Below are 23512 nucleotides of genomic sequence, written 5' to 3'. Positions count from 1 at the left end.
CCGGCCGCCCTTTTTCGTGTCCGTGGGGCTGGAGGCGCCGCGCGGTCAGAACCTGAAGCCGATGCCGGCCACGAGGCTTGCCTGGCTGAGCTTGCTGTCGGGCAGGCCCTGAAGGCCGGTGGCCCGTGAGATGATATCGGTGGAGCCATAGTCGCTGTAGCTCGCCTTCAGCCGGGCGAACACGTTTTCGCTGATCGCGTAGTCGAGGCCGGCGCCCAGCGTCCAGCCGTTCATGACCTCGTCATAGCTCCTGCCGGTCAGCGAGAAGGAGCCCTGAAGTCGCGTTGCCGTCCAGCCGCCGGAGGCGAAGACCAGAAGGCGGTCGAAGGCATAGCCGACGCTGCCTTCTACGCTCGCCCGCCACTCGGTACCGAAAGTGACGCTCTGGCCGTTGAGAAACGGGTAGGGCGAAACGACGGTGTAGGAATTGTCATTCCAGTTGTAGCCGAATTCGCCATTGATGCCGACGACGACGTTGTTATTGAGCTGATGGCTGTAGCCGGCGAAGACTGCGGCCGCGCCGCCATCGGCGCTTTCGGTCCTGGTGCCGGTGAAGAGGTCGTTCGGCACTTCGCCGGCAAGCCATCCATAACCGCCCTCCGCCCCGAAATAGGCGCCCGACCAGTCGTAGGCGGCCGGTGCCTGCGGAACCGGGACCGCCATGGTGTCGGCGGCTTGAGCAGACGTCGCGGCCGCAGCGGCGACAAGCGCCAGAAGATATGCTTTCATCTTGAGAGTTCACCCTGCATGTTTTGTGTCGCGGCGGCGGGCACGCGCGGTCTGTTCCCGAAACGCGGAATGAAACGCCATGCCTGTTCGCAGCTTGCCTTGAAGATCATCAGTTTCAGCAGGTGTCCGGTCCTTCCGCAACCGAATATTAAAGTTTGCTCATGTTTTTTGGCGGATGTCGTCTTTCCGTTTGAAAGCGCAAAGAAAAAGGCGCCCCGAAAGGCGCCTTTTCCGAAATTTGAATAGTCGAGCTGGGCGCTCGGCAACCAGGCTGTCGCCTGATTTGATCATGCCGCCAGTTTGGCGCGCTTGCCGCGCCAAACCTCTTGGGATCATGGGCGTGCTATTCCGTAATCAGGCTGTCGCCTGATTTGATCATGCCGCCAGTTGGCGCGCTTGCCGCGCCAAACCCCTTGGGATCATGGGCGTGCTATTCCGTAATCAGGCTGTCGCCTGATTACATCATGCCGCCAGTTTGGCGCGCTTGCCGCGCCAAACCCCTTGGGATCATGGGCGTGCTATTCCGTAATCAGGCTGTCGCCTGATTACATCATGCCGCCCATGCCGCCCATTCCGCCCATGCCGCCCATGTCGGGCATGCCGCCGGCCGATTCCTTCTTCGGCGCTTCGGCGATCATGGCCTCCGTGGTGATCAGCAGCGAGGCAACCGAGGCTGCGTCCTGCAGGGCCGTGCGGACAACCTTGACCGGGTCGACGATACCCATGGCGATCATGTCGCCATATTCGCCGGTCTGGGCGTTCCAGCCGTAGTTGAAGTCGTTGTTCTCAAGGATCTTGCCGACGACGATCGAGGCTTCGTCACCGGTGTTGGTGACGATCTGGCGGGCCGGAGCCTGCAGAGCGCGACGAACGATGGCGATGCCGGCGTCCTGATCGGCGTTCTCGCCCTTGGACTTGACCGCAGCGGAAGCGCGCAGCAGGGCTACGCCGCCGCCGGGAACGATGCCTTCCTGAACGGCCGCGCGGGTTGCGTTCAGGGCGTCATCGACGCGGTCCTTCTTTTCCTTGACTTCGACTTCCGTGGCGCCGCCAACGCGGATCACGGCAACGCCGCCGGCGAGCTTGGCAAGACGTTCCTGCAGCTTCTCGCGGTCATAGTCGGAGGTGGTTTCCTCGATCTGGGCCTTGATCTGGGCAACGCGTGCCTCGATGTCGGCCTTCTGGCCGGCGCCGTCGACGATCGTGGTGTTTTCCTTGGTGATCGAGACCTTCTTGGCCGTGCCGAGCATGTCGAGGGTAACATTCTCGAGCTTGATGCCGAGGTCTTCGGAGATCACCGTGCCGCCCGTCAGGATGGCGATGTCTTCGAGCATGGCCTTGCGGCGATCGCCGAAGCCAGGCGCCTTGACGGCAGCGATCTTCAGGCCGCCGCGCAGCTTGTTGACGACGAGGGTCGCAAGGGCTTCGCCTTCGACGTCTTCAGCAATGATGAGGAGCGGCTTGTTGGACTGTACGACCGATTCCAGAACCGGCAGCATGGCCTGCAGGTTGGAGAGCTTCTTTTCGTGCAGCAGGATGTAGCAGTCTTCCAGCTCGGCAACCATCTTCTCGGAGTTGGTCACGAAGTAGGGCGACAGGTAGCCGCGGTCGAACTGCATGCCTTCGACGACCTCCAGCTCGGTTTCGGCGGTCTTGGCTTCTTCAACCGTGATCACGCCTTCATTGCCGACCTTCTGCATGGCGGCGGCGATGTCTTCGCCGATCTGCTTTTCGCCATTGGCGGAGATCGTGCCGACCTGGGCGACTTCGGCCGAGGTGTTGATCTTCTTGGCCTTGGCGACGAGTTCCTTGGCGACTTCGGCGACGGCGAGGTCGATGCCGCGCTTCACGTCCATCGGGTTCATGCCGGCAGCAACAGCCTTCGAACCTTCCTTGACGATGGCCTGGGCCAGAACGGTCGCCGTGGTGGTGCCGTCGCCGGCATTGTCGTTGGTCTTCGAAGCAACTTCGCGGACCATCTGGGCGCCCATGTTTTCGAACTTGTCCTCAAGTTCGATTTCCTTGGCGACCGAAACGCCGTCCTTGGTGATGCGCGGAGCGCCGAAGGACTTTTCGATAACGACGTTGCGGCCCTTGGGACCGAGCGTGACCTTTACAGCGTTTGCGAGAATGTCGACGCCGTCGAGCATCTTTTCGCGGGCCGTGCGGCCGAATTTGACTTCTTTGGCAGCCATTTGAAAACTCCTGGTTTATCAAACCTTTATGGGCTCAAAAGCCCGGCTGAATGGAATGGTAAGCGTCAGGGATGACCGCCGATCAGGCGATGACACCCATGATGTCGGCTTCCTTCATGATCAGAAGGTCTTCGCCGTCGAGCTTGACCTCCGTGCCCGACCACTTGCCGAACAGGACGCGGTCGCCGACCTTGACGTCGAGCGCGACAACCTTGCCGCTCTCGTCGCGCGCGCCGGAACCGACGGCGACGATTTCGCCTTCCTGCGGCTTTTCCTTTGCGGTGTCGGGGATGATGATGCCACCCTTGGTCTTTTCCTCGGACTCAACGCGACGAACGACGACGCGGTCGTGCAGGGGGCGGAAAGAAATGCTTGCCATTGTCTGTACCCTCGATCAAATGACATTCGCAGCCGCTTGAGGCAGCCGCCTGGATAAGTGTTAGCACTCTCGTTGGGTGAGTGCTAATGCAGGAGATTTAGGAGGTGGGGTACGGCGTGTCAAGAAATCGGCAAAAGATTTTTTTCATCTGCCCGGAGCCCGTTGCGCGGCCCGAATTGGGCCTTCATACAGGTTTTACCTCCGGTCGATAACCCTTGGCCGATGATTTCCGCCCGGAATGCGAGGAGATTGTGACGGACAACGCCGTTCAGGATAAAAAACCGAGCTTTTCCGAACTGGTCGCGGTGTTTGCCCGCATCGGCTGCCTGTCCTTCGGCGGTCCCGCCGGCCAGATCGCGCTGATGCACCGGATCGTGGTCGAGGAAAAGCGCTGGCTGAAGGAAGACCGTTATCTCCACGCGCTGAACTATTGCATGCTGCTGCCTGGGCCCGAGGCGCAGCAGCTCGCCACCTATATCGGCTGGCTGCTCTACGGCGCGCGCGGCGGCGTGGCGGCGGGCCTGCTGTTCGTGGTGCCGGGCCTCGTCGTCATCATCGGGCTTGCCGGTCTTTATGCGGCCCTTGCCGACACATCCTGGCTCGAGGCGGTATTCACCGGGCTGAAGGCAGCAGTTCTCGCCATCGTCATCCAGGCGCTCTGGCGCATGGGGCGGAAGTCGCTGAAGGGGCCGGTCTCGGTGGCTTTCGCCGTCATTGCCTTCGTGGCGTTGTTCGTTTTCGGCGTCGCCTTTCCGCTCGTCGTGCTTGCCGCCGGCATTGGCGGCTATTTCCTCATGCGCGGCAGTGCAGATCCGGGCGCGGAAGACGAAGTGCCTGCACCGGCGCGGCAGAAGAAGGGCCTGCGCGCGATCGCCACGATCGCCGTCTGGACAATCGTCTGGCTTCTGCCTCTCGGCGTTCTGGCGGCTGTCGGCGGAGCCGGGACGCTGGCCGATATCTTCGGCTTCTTCGTCAGGGTGGCGCTGTTTTCCTTCGGCGGGGCCTATGCCGTGCTCTCCTATGTGGCGCAGGAGGCGGTGACGACCTATCACTGGCTGACGCCCGCCGAAATGCTCGACGGGCTGGCGCTGGCGGAGACCACGCCGGGGCCGCTGGTTCTCGTGCTCTGTTTCGTCGGCTTTCTCGGCGCCTATGCCGCGCCGGTCTTTGCCGCACCCCTCATCTCGGGCACGATCGGCGCTTTCCTCACGGCATGGGCGATCTTCGTGCCGAGCTTCGTCTTTATCTTCGCCGGCGCGCCGTTCATCGAGGATCTGAGAAAGAACCCGGCGCTTTCGGGCGCGATGGCCGGCATCGGCGCGGCGATCGTCGGGGTCATCGCCAACCTGTCGCTCTGGTTTGCGCTGCATGTCATGTTCGACCATGTCGGACGCGTCGAACTCTTTGCCCTGCCGCCCCTGATCGACGCCGGGCCGGTCTGGCCGGTCTGGTCGAGCCTTCATGTCTGGTCGCTGTTGTTGAGCCTTGTTGCCGCCATTGCCCTTTTCGCGTTCCGCATCGGCGTTGTGCCGCTTCTGCTGGGCGCCGGGCTTGCGGGGCTTGCCATTGGCAGCTGGTTATGACCATTAGGGCTTCAAAACCCGCCCGCAGCACCCTCCCGAAGCCAGAAGGACACGCCATGCCCCGTTCGATCCCCGCCCTCAGCACGCTCTATGCCGATTACGACATCGTGCTCTGCGACGTCTGGGGCGTGCTCCACAACGGGGTTGCGGCCTTTCCGGCGGCCCGGCAGGCGCTGAAGGATGCGCGCGCCGCCGGCAAGACGGTGATCCTGCTCACCAATTCGCCCCGCCTGTCCCCCGCCGTCGTCAAGCAACTGGCGGTCCTTGAAGTCTATGATGAAAGCTATGACGCGATCGTCACCTCCGGCGACGTGACGAAGACGCTTGTCGCTAAGGGACCGCGCAAGCTCTTCCATCTCGGCCCGAAGCGCGACACCGGCCTGATCGACGGAACAGGCGCGGAACTGGTTGGCGAGGCTGAGGCCGAGGGCATTCTCTGCACCGGCTTCTTCGACGACGAAACGGAGACCCCCGAAGACTACCGCGACATGCTTGTCGGCTTCCAAAAGCGCGGCGCGCCGCTGATCTGCGCCAACCCGGACCTCGTCGTCACCCGCGGCGACCGGCTGATCCCCTGCGCCGGCGCGCTTGCCGCCCTTTATGAAGAGCTCGGCGGCGAGACCCGCATTGCTGGCAAGCCGCACACGCCGATCTACGCGGCGGCGATGGCGACGGCCCGTACGCTTGTCGGCGACGTAGACAAGGCCCGCGTCCTCGCCATCGGCGACGGTATGCCGACCGACGTCAAGGGCGCGCTCGACTATCGCCTCGACCTGCTGTTCATTGCCGAGGGCATCCATGCCGGCGACTACACGGTTGACGGAAAGGTTGACGAAACGTCGCTCGATCGGTTCTTGACGGAGCGGAACGCAGAGCCGAAATACTGGATGCCCGACCTCGCCTGAGGTCGGCCGCATTCACCTGGAAGCTGAACATGACCGTATTTCACCGCAACGAATTTCGTGAACCCCTGCCGTCCGAACTGAAGGGCGGGGTGGTGGCCATCGGCAATTTCGACGGCGTGCATCGCGGTCATCAAAGCGTGCTGGGGCGCGCGCTCTCGCTTGCCGAAGAGCGCGGCGTGCCGGCGCTGGTGCTGACCTTCGAGCCGCATCCGCGCACGGTGTTCAACCCCAAGGCGCCGGTCTTCAGGCTGACGCCGGCGCCGATGAAGGCGCGCCTGCTGGAGGCGATGGGCTATCACGCCGTCATCGAATATCCCTTCGACCGGACCTTCTCGCAGCGCTCGCCGGAAGAATTCGTCACCACGGTGCTGCTCGACTGGCTGGCGGCGAGCGAGGTCGTCACCGGCTTCGACTTCCATTTCGGCCGCAACCGCGAGGGCGGGCCGGCCTATCTGATGCAGGCCGGCAAGCGCCACGGCTTCGGCGTGACGCTGATGGATGCCTTCCGCGACGAGAATGCCGAGGTCGTTTCCTCCAGCCGCGTCCGAGATCTTCTGACCCGCGGCGAGGTGGTGGAGGCGTCCGGCCTGCTCGGCTATCGCTACACGGTGTCCGGCGACGTGATCCACGGCGAAAAACTCGGCCGCACGCTTGGCTTTCCGACGGCCAACATGGCGTTCGATCCCGACGCCAAGCTTCGCCCCGGCATTTATGCCGTGCGTTACCGCCGTCCGGACGGCACGCTGCATGACGGGGTGGCGAGCTTTGGCCGCCGCCCGACCGTGGTGGAAGACGGACGGCCGCTGCTCGAGACCTATATTTTCGATTTCAAGGGCGATCTCTACGGCGAGACCGGTTCCGTCTCGCTCTTCGGGCGCTTGCGCGACGAACTGAAGTTCAACGGGCTGGAGGCCCTCGTCGCACAGATGCACCACGACGCCGACCAGGCGCGGGCGCTGCTGTCGGCCGTTCAACCCTTCTCGCCGCTCGACGCGAAGATCGCCTTCTGAATTTGACGCCCGGACCGCCCCTCAGGCGTCAGCGCGGAATGTGGATGCTCTCCCGGATATGTTTCAGCGAGACGACGATGGTGAAGGTCATGATCACCAGCAGCGTCCAGGAGCTCCATTTGCCGAGATGTACGGTCGACCACGCGCCGATCTGGTCCGGATATTGCCAGATGGCGAAGAAGGTCGAGATGTTTTCGGCGAACCAGATGAAGAAGCCGATCAGGATGAAGGCGAGCAGCATCGGCATTTTCCGGTCGCGGTCATAGGGGCGGAAGACGACCGTTGACCGCGCGTAAAGCCCGATCGCAAGCGCCGCGATATACCAGCGATAATCGCCGATGAAATGATGGGTGAAGAAATTGGCGTAGATGAGCAGCGCCACGAGAGCGGCCATCCAGTAGGGCGGGTGGTGCAGGATGCGCACCTGAAGGATGCGCCAGGCCTGGATGATATAGCTGCCGACGGCGGCGTACATGAAGCCGGAAAACATCGGCACGCCGAAAAGCTTGGTATAGGCGAAGTCCGGATAGGACCAGGACTGGATCGCGCCGGACGTCTTGAACACTTCGAGCGCGAAGCCGACGATGTGAAACAGGCAGATCGCCCGGAATTCGTCCCAGGTCTCCAGCCCGAGCCGGATCATGGAAAACTGGATCGAAAGCGCGATGACCAGCAGCACGTCATAGCGCGGAAGTCCCAGGACGCCCTCGCGCGGCACGATGAAGATCGAAACGAAGAACAGGCCGGCAAACAGGCAGGCCCGCGCCTCCTTGAGGCCGAAGAACAGGAACTCGACGGCAAAGCGGCGGATGCCCGTAAGTCCTGGCGCGGGACGGATGTCCATGAGCCAGGTATCGAGTGAACCGATGAATGGCGGCGAGGCTGTGTTCACGTAAGGCCTTTGTTGCGGTTTGCGGGAACGCTCCGCAAAATAGCGGTCTCTATACGGCAAAAGCATGACGCGGACTGTCTGGCCCCGATGGGGTGGTTCTCCTTCCGAACGGTTTCAGGGGGCGAGGCCTGCCAGAAGTTCGGTTGCTGCCACGTCTGTCGTGACTGAAACGACTCTGATGCCGTGCTTGCGGGCGCTTTCGAGCCCGGCATTGTTGTCGATCAGCGAGCGGGTGATGAAGGCGTCGATCAGGGCACGCTGGCTCCCGGCTTGTTCGTGGTAGCGACTGTTCGCATAAATCCGTTCGGCTATGTGGTCGGGTTCTGCATGCAGGAACAGACAATGCACAGTCTCAGTCGCCCAGTCGGCCATATATTCCGGCCTCAATGCCGAGCCTTCGAGCACGAGGTTCCGCCCTCGCGAGCGTGCATCGCCAATGACCCGCCCGATCATCGGTCGCATGTTCTCGTGGTGTGCGAGCAGCAGCCAATGCGCTGTATCCGGCGAGAGCTGGCTGTAGAACTCGGCAATCTCGGGGCGGGGTTCGGGCCACGGCCGCCCCGGATGGCGGGCAAGCATATCGGTCGATTGCTGCGTCCAGCCTCTCTTGCCGGCTATGCGCGCTGCAAGGCTCGATTTTCCGGCATGGGATGTGCCGCCGATCAGAATGACGGTCATTGGAAATCACTTCGCATGATTGAGGCCCGCCTGCATCCGCGCCGCCTTCTTTCGCGCGCGTTTGCGCTCCATCAGCTTCGGGCGGATGAGGCGATAGCCGAGGAGGAGCACGCAGACGGCGATGTAGAACATGATCTCCGGGCCGATCACCTTGCGGCCCATGGCAAAGTGCAGCGTGCCGAGCGCGGCGATGGCATAGACCAGCTTGTGAAGGCGGATCCAGTTCTGCTTCAGGGTCCGGATCGCCCAGTTGCTGGAGGTCAGCGCCAGCGGGATCAGCAGCACGAGCGCGATCATGCCGAAGGTGATGAACGGCCGTTTTATGACGTCTTCCACCACGACGGAAAGGTTCATCTGCTGGTCGAGTACCATATAGACCAGGAAGTGAAAGCTCACATAATAGAAGCCGAGCAGGCCGAGCGCGCGCCGGTAGCGCAGGAGGTTGATGCCCGCGAGATCGCGCAGCGGCGTGACGCACAGCGTCAGCAGGATGAAGCGCAGCGCCCAGATGCCGAGCAGGTGCTCGAAGGTCTTGACCGGATCGACGCCGAGATTGTTGGTCGCCCCAAGGTAAAAATACCAGAGCGCCGGGAGAAGCCCGACGACATAGAGCGCCCAGACGGAGGCGGGGCGCCACCAGGCGACGCCGGATTTCCTGGCAGGTTTCTGAGCCATGTTCTGCGCCGCCGGATCAGTAATATTTCGCAAGGTCCATGCCGGCGTAAAGGCTCGCCACCTCGTCGCCGTAACCGTTGAACATCAGTGTATCGATGCGCTTGCCGCCGAAGAGGCCGCCATCCTCGCCGATGACGCGCTCGGTCGCCTGGCTCCAGCGGGGATGCGGCACGTTCGGGTTCACATTGGCATAGAAGCCGTATTCGCTCGGCTGCAGCAGGTTCCAGCTGTTGGGCGGCTGGGTATCCGTGAGTGTGATCTTGGTGATCGACTTGATGCCCTTGAAGCCGTATTTCCACGGCACCACAAGGCGCATCGGCGCGCCGTTCTGGTTCAAAAGCGTCTTGCCGTAGAGCCCGACGGCGATGATGGTGAGCGGGTGGTTGGCCTCGTCGAGCCTCAGACCCTCCACATAGGGCCAGGGCATGGGCTGGCCGAAGCCGCTCTGGCCGGGCATTTCCTTCGGCCGCACGACGCCCTCGAAGGCGACGTATTTTGCCGAGCCGGTGGGTTCCGCCATGTCGAGGATCGATTTCAGCGGAATGCCGACCCAGGGAATGACCATCGACCAGGCTTCGACGCAGCGCATGCGGTAGACGCGGTCTTCCAGCGGAAACTGGGTCATCAGCGTTTCGATATCGACGGTCTGCGGCTTCTGCACCATGCCGCCGATCTCGAAGGTCCAGGGATAGGGCTGGAACCTGCCGGAATTCCTGGACGGATCGGCCTTGCCCGTGCCGAACTCGTAGAAATTATTGTAGTTGGTCACGTCCTCGAAGCTCGTTTCCGCGCGCTTCGGCTTTGGGAAGGGGCCGGGCACCGTCTTCAGCGCCTCTCCCTGCGAAAGCGTCGCCGCGTTCGCCTCGCCGCTGCCCGCGCCCGTGACGAAGGTTGCGCCGGCGGCAAGGCCCGCGGCCAGAAGCGTGCGGCGCTTCAGGTATACGTGCTCCGGCGTGATCTCAGAGGCCGGAATGTGCGGCGGTTTGTATGCTGGCATGATCTCAGCCTCCCGAATTGGCATTCATGACGCTATACGTCGGAAGATCGCCTATAGTTTCACCCTTCACAACAAACATCTGAACCACATTTTTGTGTACGGGGCGTGAGAGGCGTGCGGTGCATGGGAGGTCAGAAGGCCTTTGGAAGGCCTGCCTGCTTCAGCGTCTCGTTTGCCGTATGGCGGGACTTCGTGCCGCTGTCGACGGTGAAGTGCCGGTTGGTGATCGGGCTGCGCCAGATTTCGTGATCGCCTTTGCCGGGCCGGATATATTCGCATCCGGCCTCGGTCAGAAGCCTTTTGAGTTCGCGCAGATAGCCCGCCACAACGCGCTAGAAGCTTGGGTTGGGCACTTTTGCCATGTGATCAGCCAGGATGTGGACGGAAATTTCTCTCGCGTCAAAAGCCATTCCGTTCAATTCGATAAGATCGGAGATGGCATCGACCACCTTGATGCGAAGCTGTTCCACCGTTTCCGCTTCAACGGCAAGCCCGTCAATATCCGTGCTGCTTGCGACCCAAACATGTGCCTCGTCATCCCACATGGCCTGCACAGTGATCGAATCTCGCTTCATCGCCCGCTCCCAAGCTTCTCAAGATAGGCATCTCAACCGGAACTTTCGCACGAAATATGGGCCGTTGAAAGCAGATTGTCAGGTCGCACACAACCGTACCGGAGAGTACCATTTTCGCCCCAAGCGATAGTGACAGGCCTCGTGAATTGCGTTACGACACACTCAACACGGCGGATTTTCGCCCGAAAAGGGCTGTACGGAGAAGAGGAGCTCCCGTACCGACGCCCGAAATTTTTGGAAAGGAAGACCCATGCCAGCCTATCGTTCCAGAACGACGACCCATGGACGCAACATGGCCGGCGCGCGCGGTCTCTGGCGCGCGACCGGCATGAAGGAAGGCGATTTCGGCAAGCCGATCATCGCCGTCGTCAACTCGTTCACGCAGTTCGTGCCGGGCCATGTGCACCTGAAGGACCTCGGCCAGCTTGTCGCCCGCGAGATCGAGGCGGCCGGCGGCGTTGCCAAGGAATTCAACACCATCGCCGTCGATGACGGCATCGCCATGGGCCATGACGGCATGCTCTATTCGCTGCCGTCGCGCGAGATCATCGCCGACAGCGTCGAATACATGGTCAACGCGCATTGCGCCGATGCCATGGTCTGCATCTCCAATTGCGACAAGATCACCCCCGGCATGCTGATGGCCTCTCTGCGCCTCAACATCCCGACGATCTTCGTCTCCGGCGGCCCGATGGAGGCCGGCAAGGTGGTGCTGAACGGCAAGGAGAAGGCGCTCGATCTGATCGATGCCATGGTCGCCGCCGCCGATGACCGGATTTCCGATGACGACGTTCAGACGATCGAGCGCTCGGCCTGCCCGACCTGCGGTTCCTGCTCCGGCATGTTCACCGCCAATTCGATGAACTGTCTGACGGAAGCGCTTGGCCTGTCGCTGCCGGGCAATGGCTCGACGCTCGCAACCCATGCCGATCGCCGCCGTCTCTTCGTCGAGGCCGGCCACCAGATCGTCGATATCACGCGCCGTTACTATGAGCAGGAGGATGAGAATGTCCTGCCGCGCAATGTCGCCGGCAAGGCCGCGTTTGAGAACGCCATGGCGCTCGACATCGCCATGGGCGGCTCGACCAATACGGTGCTGCACATTCTGGCGGCTGCCCACGAGGCGGAACTCGACTTCACCATGGACGATATCGACCGGCTGTCGCGCTATGTGCCGTGCCTGTGCAAGGTCGCGCCGGCGAAGAACGACGTCCACATGGAAGACGTTCACCGCGCCGGCGGCATCATGGCGATCCTCGGCGAACTTGATCGGGCGGGTCTGATCAAGCGCGAAAGCCCGACCGTTCATTCCGCCACCATCGGCGATGCGATCGACCAGTGGGATATCGTCCGCACCAATTCGGAGAGCGTGCGCAATTTCTACATGGCGGCCCCCGGCGGCGTGCCGTCGCAGGAAGCGTTCTCGCAGAACCGCCGCTGGGCCGAGCTCGATCTCGACCGCGTGTCGGGCGCGATCCGCAATGCCGAGCATCCCTTCTCCAAGGATGGCGGGCTGGCCGTCCTGAAGGGCAATATCGCGCTCAATGGCTGCATCGTGAAGACGGCCGGCGTTGACGAGAGCATCCTGAAGTTCTCCGGTCCCGCCGTCGTTTTCGAAAGCCAGGACGCGGCGGTGAAGGGCATCCTCTCCAACGAGGTGAAGGCCGGCGATGTCGTCGTCATCCGTTATGAGGGCCCGAAGGGCGGGCCGGGCATGCAGGAAATGCTCTACCCGACCAGCTATCTGAAGTCGAAGGGCCTCGGCAAGGATTGCGCGCTGATCACCGATGGCCGCTTTTCCGGCGGCACGTCCGGCCTGTCCATCGGCCACGCCTCGCCGGAAGCGGCCAATGGCGGCGCCATCGGCCTCGTGCGCGACGGCGACATGATCGACATCGACATTCCCGGCCGCACCATCAACCTGCGCATCTCGCCGTCGGAGCTCGAAGCCCGCCGCAGCGCGCAGGATGAAAAGGGCTGGAAGCCGGAACAACCGCGCCGCCGCAAGGTGACGACAGCGCTCAAGGCCTACGCCGCCTTCGCCGCCAGCGCCGACAAGGGCGCAGTGCGGATCCTGCCGGAATAGCTGCGGGATTGGTTTTAAGAATGCAGAAGGCGCGGTCCCTGAGGGCCGCGCCTTTTTCTTCGCCGATACATGTGGGGCCGCGCGTTGGGTTTTGTATTCGTATAATTGGATGCGCCTGCATTGGAAGGAAAGTGGATATGCCCTGCACGGGCAATCAGGCGTGTGTGCGCATCTCTTCATAGTAGCCGCCAAGCATGTCGCGGCTTTTGCGGTATCTGGCAATCTGATCCTCAAGCGCCTTCATCTCCTGTTCCATTGCTGCCATAAGGTCCGGGCAGGGATGCAGGAGTGGGCCTTTGCTTCTCAGACATGGCAGGAAGCGACGGATGAATTCCAGTTTCAACCCCGCTTCACTCAGGGTGCGGACGGCTTTGACGATGCGCTCATCTTCGGCACTGTAGTCGCGATAGCCCGATGCTCGACGGGCAGGAGAGAGCAGATCTTGCTGCTCATAGTAGCGCAACATTCGAACGGAAACGCCGGTCCGTGTGGATAGCTCGCCAATTTGCATTGCTTCCTCCTAAGGGATTGACCCTGACAATGCTGTCAGGGTTTATCCCGATATGCAACTCAGCTAAACAAAGGAGTTGCATGATGCATTTTACAACCTTTAGAGGCGGCCGCGTTGCGTACCGTCTGGACGGAGTGGGCAGGACCGTGGTGCTGGTCCATGGCACCGGCGGCGACAGCGAAGGCAACTGGGGCGAAATCGCCCCAGCGCTTTCAAAGAACTATCAGGTTTTGCGTCCTGATTATTCAGGCTCAGGACAAACCAAAGACGACGGGCGCGCCTTGACCGTGGAATTTCTTTCCGACCAGGTTCTGGCTGCTGTCGATGATGCGGGTATCGCAAGCTTTGCTGTGGTAGGGTTCTCGCTTGGTGCGGCGATAGCAGCCCGTATAGCCGCCGATCATCCAGATCGCGTGAGTGATCTGGTGCTGATTGCTGGCTTCCTTCAAACGGATTCGCGTTTGAAACTACAGTTCGAACTCTGGCGTGACCTTATTGAGACGGATCGTAAAGCGATGGCGCGACTGATCTTGCTGACGGGCTTCAGCCCTGACGCATTGTCTTCATGGGGCATCGATGGGGTCTCTCAGGCCGCAGGGGATATTGTCGACACACAGGACTGGCAGGGCATGGCGCGGCAAGTTGCGCTCGACCTATCACTTGATGTCAGCGACACCATCGAGAAAATCGAAGCGCGAACCCTGGTGATCGGCAACACCTATGATCACATGGTCGCGCCTTCCCATTCTCGTAAGCTTGCGGCCGCGCTCCAGGACTCAGCCTACGCGGAGCTCCCTTCCGGTCATCTCGTGCCAATGGAAAGGCCGGATCTGGTATCGGACTTGATTTCGCGTTTTCTGGCCGGGCCGTGATCGGCTGTGATATGAGGTGTATCCACAGCGCCATTTATAACAATTCACCGTTCTCGAAGGCGCTCGGTGGGGCGCAATATCTATTTAACGTGCCCCACCTTTTGGAGTGCAAACGCAATGTCCGCCGTCAAAGCGGCTTGTCGATCCCGTCATAGAGCTTCTGCAACTGGCCGATGCGCACCTCATAGGCCTTTTCGATGCAGGAGACGTCGGTTCCGCAGGCTTCGCGGGTTTTCAGCCAGGCCTTCTGGTCGTCGGCCATGTTGCCGGAGACGCCCATGGCGAAGAGGCCCTTCAGCATGGTGTACATGGTCGCCATCTTCACGTCGTCATCATTGAGCTGACGGTTGTCGCAGATGGTTTTCTCGTTGGCGTTGAGGCCGGAGGCCGAGCAATCGAAGCTGGCGGCCCGTGCCTCGTTGCCGCCGAAGGGGGCGGAAAGCGAAAGCGTCAGGGCAAGAGCCATGGCGGCGGGCAGGCCGCCGAAAGCGAGATAGGACTTACGGTTCATTCTGATCTCCTCATCACTGGTTTCCTGCCGGTTTGAAAATGCGGCAGCAATTACGGCGAAATCATGCTTTGGCCAAAGAGGCTTTCTAGCCTTGATTCTCCGCCCGGCGTAACATCTCTATAGCGCCGGGAAGGCTATGTCGTGACACATGAAGGAATTCTGAATGCCAATGGATGTGATGAACGAGCCGCTGATTTCAGATACCGGCGTTCGCGCCGCGCCGCAGCGGGCGCGGGTCAGGTCAAGGCGTTTCGCCGTGGCCGGCGCGCTTTCGATTGCGCTGGCATTGTCCGGCAATCAGGTGTTCGCACAGGAGCGGCAGGTGCCCGCGGCACAGGCTGACGTGATGCTCTCCTACGCGCCGCTGGTGAAGGAAACCGCGCCCGCCGTCGTCAACGTCTATGCCGAGCGCATGGTCCAGCGCCGCATGTCGCCGCTCTTCTCTGACCCGTTCTTCGGCCGCTTCTTCGGCGAACAGATGCCGGGCCGCTCCGAGCGGCAGACCTCGCTCGGCTCCGGCGTGATCGTCACCGGCGACGGCATGGTGATCACCAACAATCATGTGATCGCAGGGGCCGATGACGTGCGCGTCGCCCTTGCCGATGGTCGAGAATTTCCCTGTACGGTGCTGCTGAAGGACGACCGCTACGATCTTGCGGTGCTGAAGATCGAGGCGGACGAGGATTTTCCCACCGTGCCGATCGGCAATTCGGACAATGTCGAGGTCGGTGATATCTCGCTTGCCATCGGCAACCCCTTCGCCGTCGGCCAGACGGTGACCAGCGGCATCATCTCCGGCCGCGCGCGCAATGCCGTCAATGACGGCGAATTCGGCTTCTTCCTGCAGACGGACGCGGCGATCAATCCCGGCAATTCCGGCGGCGCGCTCTTGAACATGAACGGCGAGCTGATCGGCATCAACACGGCGATCTTCTCCTCCGGCGGCGGTTCCAACGGCGTCGGCTTCGCCATTCCCGCCAACATGGTGAAGGTGTTCCTGAAGGCGGCCGAAGACGGCGAGACGCGCTTCCAGCGGCCCTATGTCGGCGCGACCTTCGGTCCGGTCACCTCCGATATCGCCGAGGCGCTGGGGCTGAAGGCGGCGCGCGGCGCGATCATTTCCGCCACCCGTCCGGGCAGTCCGGCGGAGAAGGCCGGCCTTGAAACCGGCTCCGTCATCATCGCCGTCAACGACATTCCGGTCGAACATCCCGATGCGCTGCTCTACCGGCTGACCGTTGCCGGCATCGGCAACACCGCGGACCTGACGGTCGAACGGGACGGGCAGGTGACCCACGTCGCCCTGCCGCTTGATCTGGCCCCGGAAGACCCGCCGCGCGATACCCGCGTGATCGATGGTTCATCGCCCTTTTCAGGGCTTACGGTGGAAAACGTCTCGCCGCGCGTGGCCGAGGAGTTGCGCCTTTCGGGGATCGATGATGGAGTGGTGGTGAGCGATATCGAACAGGGCTCCACGGCCCAGCGGATCGGCTTTGCCAGGGGCGACGTGATCGTTGCCGTCAATGACGCGCAGATCGACAACACCGAGACGCTTGAGAATATGGCGGACGAGAAGCCCGGTTACTGGCGTCTTTCCATCAATCGCGGCGGCAGGATGATAAACCAGATATTCAGATGAACGATCTTTTTGCCCCGCACGTCCCCGAGGACATCGAAAACAAGCGCCCGCTCGCCGACCGGCTGAGGCCGAAGACGCTTGGCGAGGTGACCGGCCAGCCGCATCTGACCGGGCCGGACGGCGCGCTGACGCGCATGATCGCTTCAGGCTCGCTCGGCTCGATGATCTTCTGGGGGCCGCCGGGCACGGGCAAGACCACGGTTGCGCGGCTCCTGTCCGGCGAGGCCGATCTCGCCTTCGAGCAGATCTCGGCGATCTTTTCCGGCGTGGCGGACCTGAAGAAGGTCTTCGAATCAGCCCGCGCTCGGCGCATGAACGGGCGGCAAACGCTGCTCTTCGTCGACGAGATCCATCGCTTCAACCGCGCCCAGCAGGACAGTTTCCTGCCGGTTATGGAAGATGGCACCATCATCCTCGTCGGTGCGACCACGGAGAACCCGTCCTTCGAGCTCAATGCGGCTCTTTTGTCGCGCGCCCGCGTCTTGACCTTCCGTTCCCATGATGCCGAAAGCCTCGCTGAGCTGATGCGTCGCGCCGAAGAGGCCGAGGGCAGGGCGCTGCCGCTCGATGATGCCGCGCGCGAGACGCTGGTGATGATGGCCGATGGCGATGGCCGCGCGATCCTGACGCTCGCCGAGGAAGTCTGGCGTTCCGCCCGCGCCGACGAGCGGCTCGACCCGCAAAGCCTGATGAACATCGTCCAGCGCCGCGCGCCGATCTATGACAAGGGCCAGGACGGGCATTACAACCTGATCTCCGCCCTGCACAAATCCGTGCGCGGATCGGATCCGGATGCGGCTCTTTATTATCTCGCCCGCATGTTCGATGCGGGCGAGGATCCGCTGTTTCTCGGCCGGAGGCTGGTGCGCATGGCGTCCGAAGATATCGGCCTTGCCGATCCGCAGGCGCTTGTCATCGCCAACGCCGCCAAGGATGCTTATGATTATCTCGGCTCCCCGGAAGGCGAACTGGCGCTGGCGGAGGCGTGCGTCTATCTCGCCACCGCGCCGAAATCGAACGGCGTCTATACCGCCTTCAAGGCGGCGATGCGCGCGGCCAAGGAACACGGCTCGCTGCTGCCGCCGAAGCACATCCTCAACGCGCCGACCAAGCTGATGAAATCCGAAGGCTACGGCGACGGCTATCGCTACGACCACGACGAGCCGGATGCCTTTTCCGGCCAGGACTATTTTCCCACCGAAATGGGCCGGCAGAAATTCTACCAGCCGCCCGAACGCGGTTTTGAGCGCGAGATCAACAAGCGCCTTCAATGGTGGGAGAAGCTCAGGCGCGAGCGGAACGGCGGCTGAACACTTTTCGGCGGCTCCCGCGGGAACTCTTCTCTTCATGCGGCGTTTATTCAGCAACACGAAGGGAGAACTGCAATGGATAACCTGCCTGCCCGCGTTCTTGCTTACATTGTTATCGCCATCGGCTGCGCTGCGGTTGTTGCGGTGATCCTCGCCGTGCCGCCGCTCTATGACGCACGCATCTTCCTGCTGCCCGCGATGCTGCTGATCGCCTGGGTCGCGGGACCCGTGCTGACCCACTATCTCGCGCCAGCAGCCCGCGCCCGTCTCCGCAAGCGGTAACCCCCCTGCCGCGCGACGCAAACGCCCGACCAGAAGGGAAGCTGGTCGGGCGTTTGTTGTTTCTTTAGAGCGTCGTGCATCCATTCAGACGCACAAAGGACGCTCTAGCCGATGCGCTAAACTGAAACGGCTCGGCTTACTGCGCCGGGCCCTTCTTGATCGGCTCCTGATAGGTGAAGCCCATGTCCCAGGGGAAGTAGATCCAGGTGTCCTGGCTGACCTCGGTGACGAAGGTGTCGACGGTCGGCACGCCCTGGGGCTTGGCATAGACGCAGGCGAAATGCGCCTTCGGCAGCATGTCGCGCACTTCCCGCGCCGTGTTGCCGGTATCCGTCAGGTCGTCGACGATCAGCACGCCTTCGCCGCCGGTCTTCGTCAGTTCCTCGGAAATGCCCTTCAGAAGCTTCGTCTCGCCCTGGCTCGTATAGTCGTGATAGCTGGCGATGCAGACCGTCTCGATCAGCCGGATTTCCAGCTCGCGCGAAATCACCGCCGCCGGCACGAGGCCGCCGCGCGTGACGCAGACGATCGCGTGAAAGGTCTGGTCGAGGCCGGACAGGCGCCAGGCTAGCGCGCGGGCATCGCGGTGGAACTGATCCCAGGAAACGGGAAATGCTTTTTCGGGAAGGGACATGAAAGGCTCCGGGACAGGGGTGACGCAAAGGGTTTGACGGCCGACAACTCCGTCCGGCCCAGTGGCATCCGGCCGGCCCCGGGAACATGAAAACGCTTGTGCGATGCCCGGGGCAGGCGACGGCCTGCCGTTGGGCATCGCTATTAGCCGCATTCATCGCCAAAAGGCAAGACATGCGGTCTTTCTGCCGCCGGAAAGATCGATGATCCTGGGATCAGCGGGACATCAGCGTCGCCGCCGTCATCGATTCCAGCAGCGTGCGGGTGACGCCGCCGAACAGCAGTTCCCAAAGCCTGGAATGCGTATAGGCGCCCATCACCAGCAGATCGACGGAATTGTCGGACAGGCGGTTCTCGATGATGGTTGCCGCTTTCGCCTTGTCGGCATGGGCGCTGGTGGCCGTCACATTGACGCCGTGGCGGGCGAGCGTCGCGGCGATTTCCGCGCCGGTGAGACCGCTTTCCTGATCCTTGCTGTCATGCGGGTTGACCGAGAAGATCTCGACCTCGCCGGCCTTTTTCAGGAAGGGCAGGGCATCGAATGTGGCGCGCGCGGCCTCGCGCGAACCGTTCCAGGCGACCATCACGCGGTTGAAGGGTTTTGCCACCTTGTCGACATGCGGCACGAGCAGCACGGGCCGGCCGCTTTCGAACAGGAAGCTCTCGAAATCAGCGCGGGCGTCTCCGGGCGCGTCGGGGCTGACCTGCGGGGCGATGATCAGATCGCAGGAGCGGGCGCTGTCGATGACCGAGGATCCGGCAAAGCCGGAGGCGGAGACGATCTTGCGCCACTCGTGGGAGAGGCCCTCGCGTTCCGCGCGCTTGCGGAAAATCTCGCCCAGCTCGGCGCTGCGCTTTTCGGCCATGTCCTGCAGCGACTGGATCGAGATCGGGTCGGGGATTTCCATTGGCGCGATGATCGGCGTCGGGTTCACGGTCTCGGCATGGAGGCCGATCACGTGCGCGTCGAAGGAGCGAACGATTTCAACGGCGTAATCGAGGAAGCCGCCGGCTTGCGTCGGTGATTCCATGACGGCGAGTATGGTCTTGTAGGTCATCTGAAACACTCCTCTCGGGCTTGGCTCCCACCCGTATGACATGCCGGCTCACGCGCCGGCCGTTGCTGCTTCGACAGTCTATGCCTAATGCCAGAAAATGCGAAGGCCGGAAACGCGCCTTTCGGGTAAGGCGATACGGGAATCAACCGGCTTCCATCGCCTCGAGCATGGCGCGGATATCCGCGGCCGCCGCCTCCGCATCGGCCTCCGCCCTTGCCCGGACGACGAGCTGGGTGCGAAACCCTTCCGACGAAAAGCGGGGATAGGAGCCGATCGAGGTTTTCGGATGCGCTTTCTGGATTTCCCCGAGCCGCGCCGCGATGTCGCCCTCGCCGAAAGGGCATTCCACGGTCTTGGTGACGAGCGGCGCGCCGCCCTTGAGCGTCGGCATGACATTGTCGAGCATCGCCTCGAAGATGCTGGGCACGCCGGCCATCACATGGACATTGCCGACGACGAAACCGGGCGCGGTGGAGACCGGATTGTCGATCAGCGTTGCCCCTTCCGGCATGCGCGCCATGCGCTGGCGCGATGCGTTGAAGTCTATGCCGCGCCGCTCGTAATGGGCGGCAAGCCGGCTCATCGCCTCGTCATTGTGGATGCAGGGCAGGCCGAAGGCGGCGGAAACCGAATCGGCGGTGATGTCGTCATGCGTGCCGCCGATGCCGCCGGAGGTGAAGACATAGGTGTAGCGCTCCCTCAGCGCATTGACCGCCTCGACGATCGCGGCCTCGTCGTCGGCGACGATCCGCACTTCCTTCAGGCCGATGCCGATGAGCGTCATCGCCTCGGCCAGATGGCCGATATTCCTGTCCTTGGTGCGGCCGGACAGGAGTTCGTCGCCGATGGCGAGCATCGCCGCGGTCGGATTGTCGTCTTCGCTCATTGTGGTTGGTCCGTGTTCGGTTGAAGCAGGCTTGTCGTCACGTTTTGGACCTTCGGTTGCGTTTCTTCAAGCCCGCCGCGGCAGCAAAGCGCCTCTGCCGCTATTGGGTGAACACTGCGTCTATGCCGCGACCTCTGGACTTCGCTGCGCCCGAAGGCCTATCTGCGGGGTACAGATTTCAAATCCGTCCAACTGGAGTTTTCAAATGGCTAAAGTTCTCGTTCTCTATTACTCGGCCTACGGCCATATCGAAGCCATGGCCAAGGCCGTTGCCGAAGGCGCCGCCGCCGAAGGCGCCGAGGTAACCATCAAGCGCGTTCCCGAACTGGTGCCGGAAGACGTGGCCAAGGCGTCGCATTTCAAGCTCGACCAGGACGCGCCGATCGCCGATCCGAACGAGCTCGACCAGTATGACGCCATCATCTTCGGCGCCGGCACCCGCTTCGGCACCATGGCCTCGCAGATGCGCAACTTCGTCGACCAGACCGGCGCGCTCTGGGCAACCGGCAAGCTCGTCGGCAAGGTCGGATCGGTCTTCACCTCCTCGGCGACCCAGCACGGCGGCCAGGAATCGACCATTCTCGGCTTCATCCCGACCCTGCTTCACCAGGGCATGGTCGTTGTCGGCCTGCCCTACGCCTTTGCCGGCCAGATGGGCGTTGACGAGATCAAGGGCGGTTCGCCCTACGGCGCTTCGACGATCACTGATGGCGACGGCTCGCGCATGCCGTCGGCCGTCGAGCTCGAGGCTGCCCGCTTCCAGGGCGGTCACGTCGCCAAGGTCGCCGCCAAGCTCGCGGCCTGAGCCGTTTTTCGCTGAAATTTTGAAAGCGCGCGGGTCTTTGGACCCGCGCGTTTTTTGTCCCCTGTTTTCCCCGCCGCCTCCCGGATCGGCCGCGACGCTTAGGATTCCTGCAGTTTCAAAAAAGCAGGAAGGAGCCGCGCGATGCGGATCGAAAATCACAGAATTCCGGGCATCTGGTACGGTCAATCTTCCAATCTCGGCGCTCGGCGGACGACCCCGCCGGTCATCATCGTGCTGCACTACACCACCGGCTGGAACGGGGCGGCGAGCCGCGACTGGTTGATGGGGGCGGCGGCAGGCGCCTCCAATCGCGGCTCGAGCGCCCATGTGGTGATCGACCGTGACGGCACGGCCTGGCAGATCGCGCCCTTCAACCGCACCGCTTGGCATGCCGGGCCCTCGCGCTACGGCACGCTTGAAGGGCTGAACGCCCATTCCGTCGGCATCGAATTCGTCAATCCCGGCTGGCTGAAGCCGAACGGGCTTGGCGATTTCACCGATGCCTATGGCAAGCGCTTTTCCGAGCGAGCGCTGAAAAAGGCGGGCGGCTATCACCTAGCGCCGCATGCCCGCGTCGGGTCCGGCGCCTTTGCCTGGCCGCTCTACCCGGAGGCGCAGATTGCGACCGGGATCGACGTCGTTCAGGCGCTTGTCTGTCAGTATCCGATCCGGGCAATCGTCAGCCATGAGGAAATCGATACGCGCGGCTGGAAGACCGATCCCGGCCCCGCCTTTCCGATGGAGCGTTTTCGGACTCTTCTCGGCGAGGCGGACGACCGCGAGCCCGCGGTCGTGGTGACGGCGGGGCGGCTCAACCTGCGCGGCGGCCCGGGCGCGTCGTTCGAGCGGGTCTCGCCGCCCGGAACGCTGCTGAAAGGCACGCGGGTGAAGGTCATGCAGCGGCAGGGCGACTGGGCCTTTGTCGCGCCGGAAAATCCCGATGGCCGGGAGGGCGTCGTCACCGGCTGGGTGCATGCGGCCTATATCGCGCCGGAGTTTGCCGCCTGAGCATCAAGGCTCTGCTTGCGTCCAGCCGGCAGGGCCTCTATATCACCGCCAACATAAACGGTTTGACATCCAACCTTGAACTGGACTGGCGGATCATGAATTCACTTGGTTTTGACAAGAAGCCGGAGGAGACGCGCGTTGTTGTCGCCATGTCCGGCGGCGTCGACAGCTCGGTCGTGGCCGGGCTCTTGAAGCGCGAGGGCTACGATGTCCTCGGCATCACCCTTCAGCTCTACGATCACGGCGCGGCCGTGCACCGCGCCGGTTCCTGCTGCGCCGGGCAGGACATCGACGATGCCCGCCGCGTCTGCGAACGGCTGGGCATTCCCCATTATGTGCTCGACTACGAGGCGCGGTTCCGCGAGACGGTGATCAACCCCTTCGCCGAAAGCTACATCGCCGGCGAGACGCCGATCCCCTGCGTTGCCTGCAACCAGACGGTCAAGTTCGCCGATCTCCTGTCGACGGCCAGGGAACTCGGCGCCGATGCGCTGGCGACCGGCCATTACATCCGCTCCAAACCGAACCCGACGCCGGAAAACCCGATGCGCCGCGCGCTCTACCGTCCGGTGGATGCCGAGCGCGACCAGAGCTATTTCCTGTTTGCGACCACGCAGGAGCAGATCGATTTCCTGCGGTTTCCGCTGGGCGGCCTGCCGAAGGCGGATACGCGGCGGCTGGCCGAGGAAATGGGCCTGATCGTCGCCGACAAGCCGGACAGCCAGGACATCTGTTTCGTGCCCCAGGGCAAATATTCCGACGTGATCGCCAAGCTGAAACCCAATGCCGAGCTATCCGGCGAGATCGTCCATCTCGACGGCCGCGTGCTCGGCCGTCATGAAGGGATCGTGCGCTACACGATCGGCCAGCGCAAGGGGCTGGGCGTTGCCACCGGCGAGCCGCTCTACGTGGTCTATCTCGATGCCCGCTCGCGCCGCGTCATCGTCGGCCCGCGCGAGGCGCTGGAAACGCGTCGCATCTATCTGCGTGATGTCAACTGGCTGGGCGACGGGCCGCTTGAAGAGGCGGCGGCGGACGGGTTTTCCTGTTTCGCCAAGGTGCGCTCCACGCGTCCGCCGCTCCCCGTCAGGCTGCATGCCGACGAGAACGGCGTCTATGTCGATCTTCTGGAAGGCGAGGCGGGGATCGCCAGCGGCCAGGCCTGCGTGCTTTACGACGCGCCGGGCAATGACGCCCGCGTCTTCGGCGGCGGCTTCATCGACCGTTCGGAGCGTTCGGCGGAGGCCGAGGCAGCGCTGAAGAGCCTGATGGACGGGCTTGCGGCCTGACGCT

The 23512-nt window shown here is 62.7% G+C and carries 25 protein-coding genes; 11 read left to right on the top strand and 14 right to left on the bottom strand.

Going from position 1 to position 23512, the window contains the following annotated elements; all coding sequences use genetic code 11:
• Positions 1-45 precede the first annotated feature (45 nt).
• The 3 genes from JET14_RS14060 to groES all read right to left on the bottom strand — a co-directional run bounded on the left by JET14_RS14060 (position 46) and on the right by groES (position 3303).
• The gene (locus JET14_RS14060; protein WP_200334327.1) at positions 46-729 is read right to left on the bottom strand and encodes an outer membrane protein; all 684 of its coding nucleotides are present in this window, start codon (positions 727-729) and stop codon (positions 46-48) included.
• Between the two features lie 545 nt (positions 730-1274).
• Positions 1275-2924, bottom strand: a complete 1650-nt coding sequence (gene groL, locus JET14_RS14055) for a chaperonin GroEL (RefSeq protein WP_200334325.1) — start codon at positions 2922-2924, stop codon at positions 1275-1277.
• 82 nt (positions 2925-3006) lie between these two features.
• The gene (gene groES / locus JET14_RS14050; RefSeq protein ID WP_200334323.1) at positions 3007-3303 is read right to left on the bottom strand and encodes a co-chaperone GroES; all 297 of its coding nucleotides are present in this window, start codon (positions 3301-3303) and stop codon (positions 3007-3009) included.
• A 251-nt stretch (positions 3304-3554) separates the two neighbouring features.
• Here groES and chrA point away from each other — a divergent pair, with 251 nt between their 5' ends.
• Genes chrA through JET14_RS14035 form a run of 3 tightly spaced genes read left to right on the top strand, consistent with a single transcriptional unit; the run spans position 3555 to position 6801 of the window.
• Positions 3555-4886 carry a chromate efflux transporter gene (gene chrA / locus JET14_RS14045; RefSeq protein ID WP_246750320.1) on the top strand — a complete coding sequence of 444 codons (1332 nt, stop codon included), beginning with the start codon at positions 3555-3557 and terminating at the stop codon, positions 4884-4886.
• 56 nt (positions 4887-4942) lie between these two features.
• Positions 4943-5791, top strand: a complete 849-nt coding sequence (locus tag JET14_RS14040; protein WP_200334320.1) for a TIGR01459 family HAD-type hydrolase — start codon at positions 4943-4945, stop codon at positions 5789-5791.
• A 29-nt stretch (positions 5792-5820) separates the two neighbouring features.
• Entirely contained in the window at positions 5821-6801 is a 981-nt protein-coding gene (locus tag JET14_RS14035) for a bifunctional riboflavin kinase/FAD synthetase (protein ID WP_200334319.1), read from the top strand.
• A 28-nt stretch (positions 6802-6829) separates the two neighbouring features.
• On the opposite strand, the gene JET14_RS14030 is transcribed toward JET14_RS14035, so the two are convergent.
• From JET14_RS14030 to JET14_RS14005, 6 genes are all read right to left on the bottom strand, one after another.
• Positions 6830-7693 (bottom strand): DUF817 domain-containing protein, encoded by an 864-nt coding sequence (locus JET14_RS14030; protein ID WP_432443037.1) that lies wholly within the window; start codon positions 7691-7693, stop codon positions 6830-6832.
• Between the two features lie 114 nt (positions 7694-7807).
• Positions 7808-8371 carry a hypothetical protein gene (locus JET14_RS14025; RefSeq protein ID WP_200334318.1) on the bottom strand — a complete coding sequence of 188 codons (564 nt, stop codon included), beginning with the start codon at positions 8369-8371 and terminating at the stop codon, positions 7808-7810.
• A 6-nt stretch (positions 8372-8377) separates the two neighbouring features.
• Positions 8378-9046, bottom strand: coding sequence for a protein-methionine-sulfoxide reductase heme-binding subunit MsrQ (gene msrQ, locus JET14_RS14020; RefSeq protein ID WP_200334317.1), 669 nt, complete (start codon positions 9044-9046; stop codon positions 8378-8380).
• Between the two features lie 16 nt (positions 9047-9062).
• Entirely contained in the window at positions 9063-10043 is a 981-nt protein-coding gene (gene msrP / locus JET14_RS14015; RefSeq protein ID WP_200334316.1) for a protein-methionine-sulfoxide reductase catalytic subunit MsrP, read from the bottom strand.
• Positions 10044-10174: 131 nt separating this feature from the next.
• Entirely contained in the window at positions 10175-10369 is a 195-nt protein-coding gene (locus JET14_RS14010; RefSeq protein ID WP_200334315.1) for a type II toxin-antitoxin system HicA family toxin, read from the bottom strand.
• 6 nt (positions 10370-10375) lie between these two features.
• The gene (locus tag JET14_RS14005; RefSeq protein WP_200334314.1) at positions 10376-10618 is read right to left on the bottom strand and encodes a DUF1902 domain-containing protein; all 243 of its coding nucleotides are present in this window, start codon (positions 10616-10618) and stop codon (positions 10376-10378) included.
• Between the two features lie 250 nt (positions 10619-10868).
• Here JET14_RS14005 and ilvD point away from each other — a divergent pair, with 250 nt between their 5' ends.
• Entirely contained in the window at positions 10869-12704 is a 1836-nt protein-coding gene (gene ilvD / locus JET14_RS14000; RefSeq protein ID WP_200334313.1) for a dihydroxy-acid dehydratase, read from the top strand.
• A gap of 154 nt (positions 12705-12858) precedes the next feature.
• Here the strand turns inward: ilvD and JET14_RS13995 are convergent, their stop codons facing one another.
• Complete coding sequence (locus tag JET14_RS13995) at positions 12859-13215, bottom strand: MerR family transcriptional regulator (RefSeq protein ID WP_200334312.1); 357 nt, start codon at positions 13213-13215, stop codon at positions 12859-12861.
• A gap of 83 nt (positions 13216-13298) precedes the next feature.
• Between JET14_RS13995 and JET14_RS13990 the strand changes: the two genes are divergently transcribed.
• Positions 13299-14087, top strand: a complete 789-nt coding sequence (locus JET14_RS13990; RefSeq protein ID WP_200334310.1) for an alpha/beta fold hydrolase — start codon at positions 13299-13301, stop codon at positions 14085-14087.
• A 127-nt stretch (positions 14088-14214) separates the two neighbouring features.
• On the opposite strand, the gene JET14_RS13985 is transcribed toward JET14_RS13990, so the two are convergent.
• Complete coding sequence (locus JET14_RS13985) at positions 14215-14598, bottom strand: lysozyme inhibitor LprI family protein (RefSeq protein WP_024708256.1); 384 nt, start codon at positions 14596-14598, stop codon at positions 14215-14217.
• Between the two features lie 163 nt (positions 14599-14761).
• On the opposite strand from JET14_RS13985, the gene JET14_RS13980 reads away from it, so the two are divergent.
• The 3 genes from JET14_RS13980 (at position 14762) to JET14_RS13970 (ending at position 17829) form a co-directional block, all read left to right on the top strand.
• Positions 14762-16237 (top strand): Do family serine endopeptidase, encoded by a 1476-nt coding sequence (locus JET14_RS13980; RefSeq protein WP_246750319.1) that lies wholly within the window; start codon positions 14762-14764, stop codon positions 16235-16237.
• A complete protein-coding gene (locus JET14_RS13975; RefSeq protein ID WP_138750145.1) occupies positions 16234-17547 on the top strand; it encodes a replication-associated recombination protein A in 1314 nt (437 codons plus the stop codon). The genes JET14_RS13980 and JET14_RS13975 overlap by 4 nt, the downstream gene beginning before the upstream one ends.
• 75 nt (positions 17548-17622) lie before the next feature.
• Positions 17623-17829: a hypothetical protein gene (locus JET14_RS13970; RefSeq protein WP_200334308.1), complete on the top strand. Its 207-nt coding sequence runs from the start codon at positions 17623-17625 to the stop codon at positions 17827-17829.
• A gap of 136 nt (positions 17830-17965) precedes the next feature.
• Here the strand turns inward: JET14_RS13970 and gpt are convergent, their stop codons facing one another.
• From gpt to JET14_RS13955, 3 genes are all read right to left on the bottom strand, one after another.
• The gene (gene gpt, locus JET14_RS13965) at positions 17966-18463 is read right to left on the bottom strand and encodes a xanthine phosphoribosyltransferase (protein ID WP_200334306.1); all 498 of its coding nucleotides are present in this window, start codon (positions 18461-18463) and stop codon (positions 17966-17968) included.
• Between the two features lie 214 nt (positions 18464-18677).
• Positions 18678-19520 carry a universal stress protein gene (locus JET14_RS13960; protein ID WP_200334304.1) on the bottom strand — a complete coding sequence of 281 codons (843 nt, stop codon included), beginning with the start codon at positions 19518-19520 and terminating at the stop codon, positions 18678-18680.
• A gap of 142 nt (positions 19521-19662) precedes the next feature.
• Positions 19663-20406 carry a competence/damage-inducible protein A gene (locus tag JET14_RS13955; RefSeq protein WP_200334302.1) on the bottom strand — a complete coding sequence of 248 codons (744 nt, stop codon included), beginning with the start codon at positions 20404-20406 and terminating at the stop codon, positions 19663-19665.
• Between the two features lie 205 nt (positions 20407-20611).
• On the opposite strand from JET14_RS13955, the gene wrbA reads away from it, so the two are divergent.
• The 3 genes from wrbA (at position 20612) to mnmA (ending at position 23508) form a co-directional block, all read left to right on the top strand.
• Positions 20612-21211, top strand: coding sequence for an NAD(P)H:quinone oxidoreductase (wrbA, locus tag JET14_RS13950; RefSeq protein ID WP_200334300.1), 600 nt, complete (start codon positions 20612-20614; stop codon positions 21209-21211).
• 141 nt (positions 21212-21352) lie between these two features.
• Positions 21353-22219 carry an N-acetylmuramoyl-L-alanine amidase gene (locus JET14_RS13945; RefSeq protein WP_200334298.1) on the top strand — a complete coding sequence of 289 codons (867 nt, stop codon included), beginning with the start codon at positions 21353-21355 and terminating at the stop codon, positions 22217-22219.
• Between the two features lie 95 nt (positions 22220-22314).
• Positions 22315-23508: a tRNA 2-thiouridine(34) synthase MnmA gene (gene mnmA, locus JET14_RS13940; RefSeq protein ID WP_200334297.1), complete on the top strand. Its 1194-nt coding sequence runs from the start codon at positions 22315-22317 to the stop codon at positions 23506-23508.
• Positions 23509-23512 lie beyond the last annotated feature (4 nt).

This window comes from Martelella lutilitoris, assembly GCF_016598595.1.
GTDB classification, from domain to species: domain Bacteria; phylum Pseudomonadota; class Alphaproteobacteria; order Rhizobiales; family Rhizobiaceae; genus Martelella; species Martelella lutilitoris_A.
The sequence above is the reverse complement of the archived record's forward strand: the minus strand, read 5'-3'. Positions and strand labels throughout refer to the sequence as shown.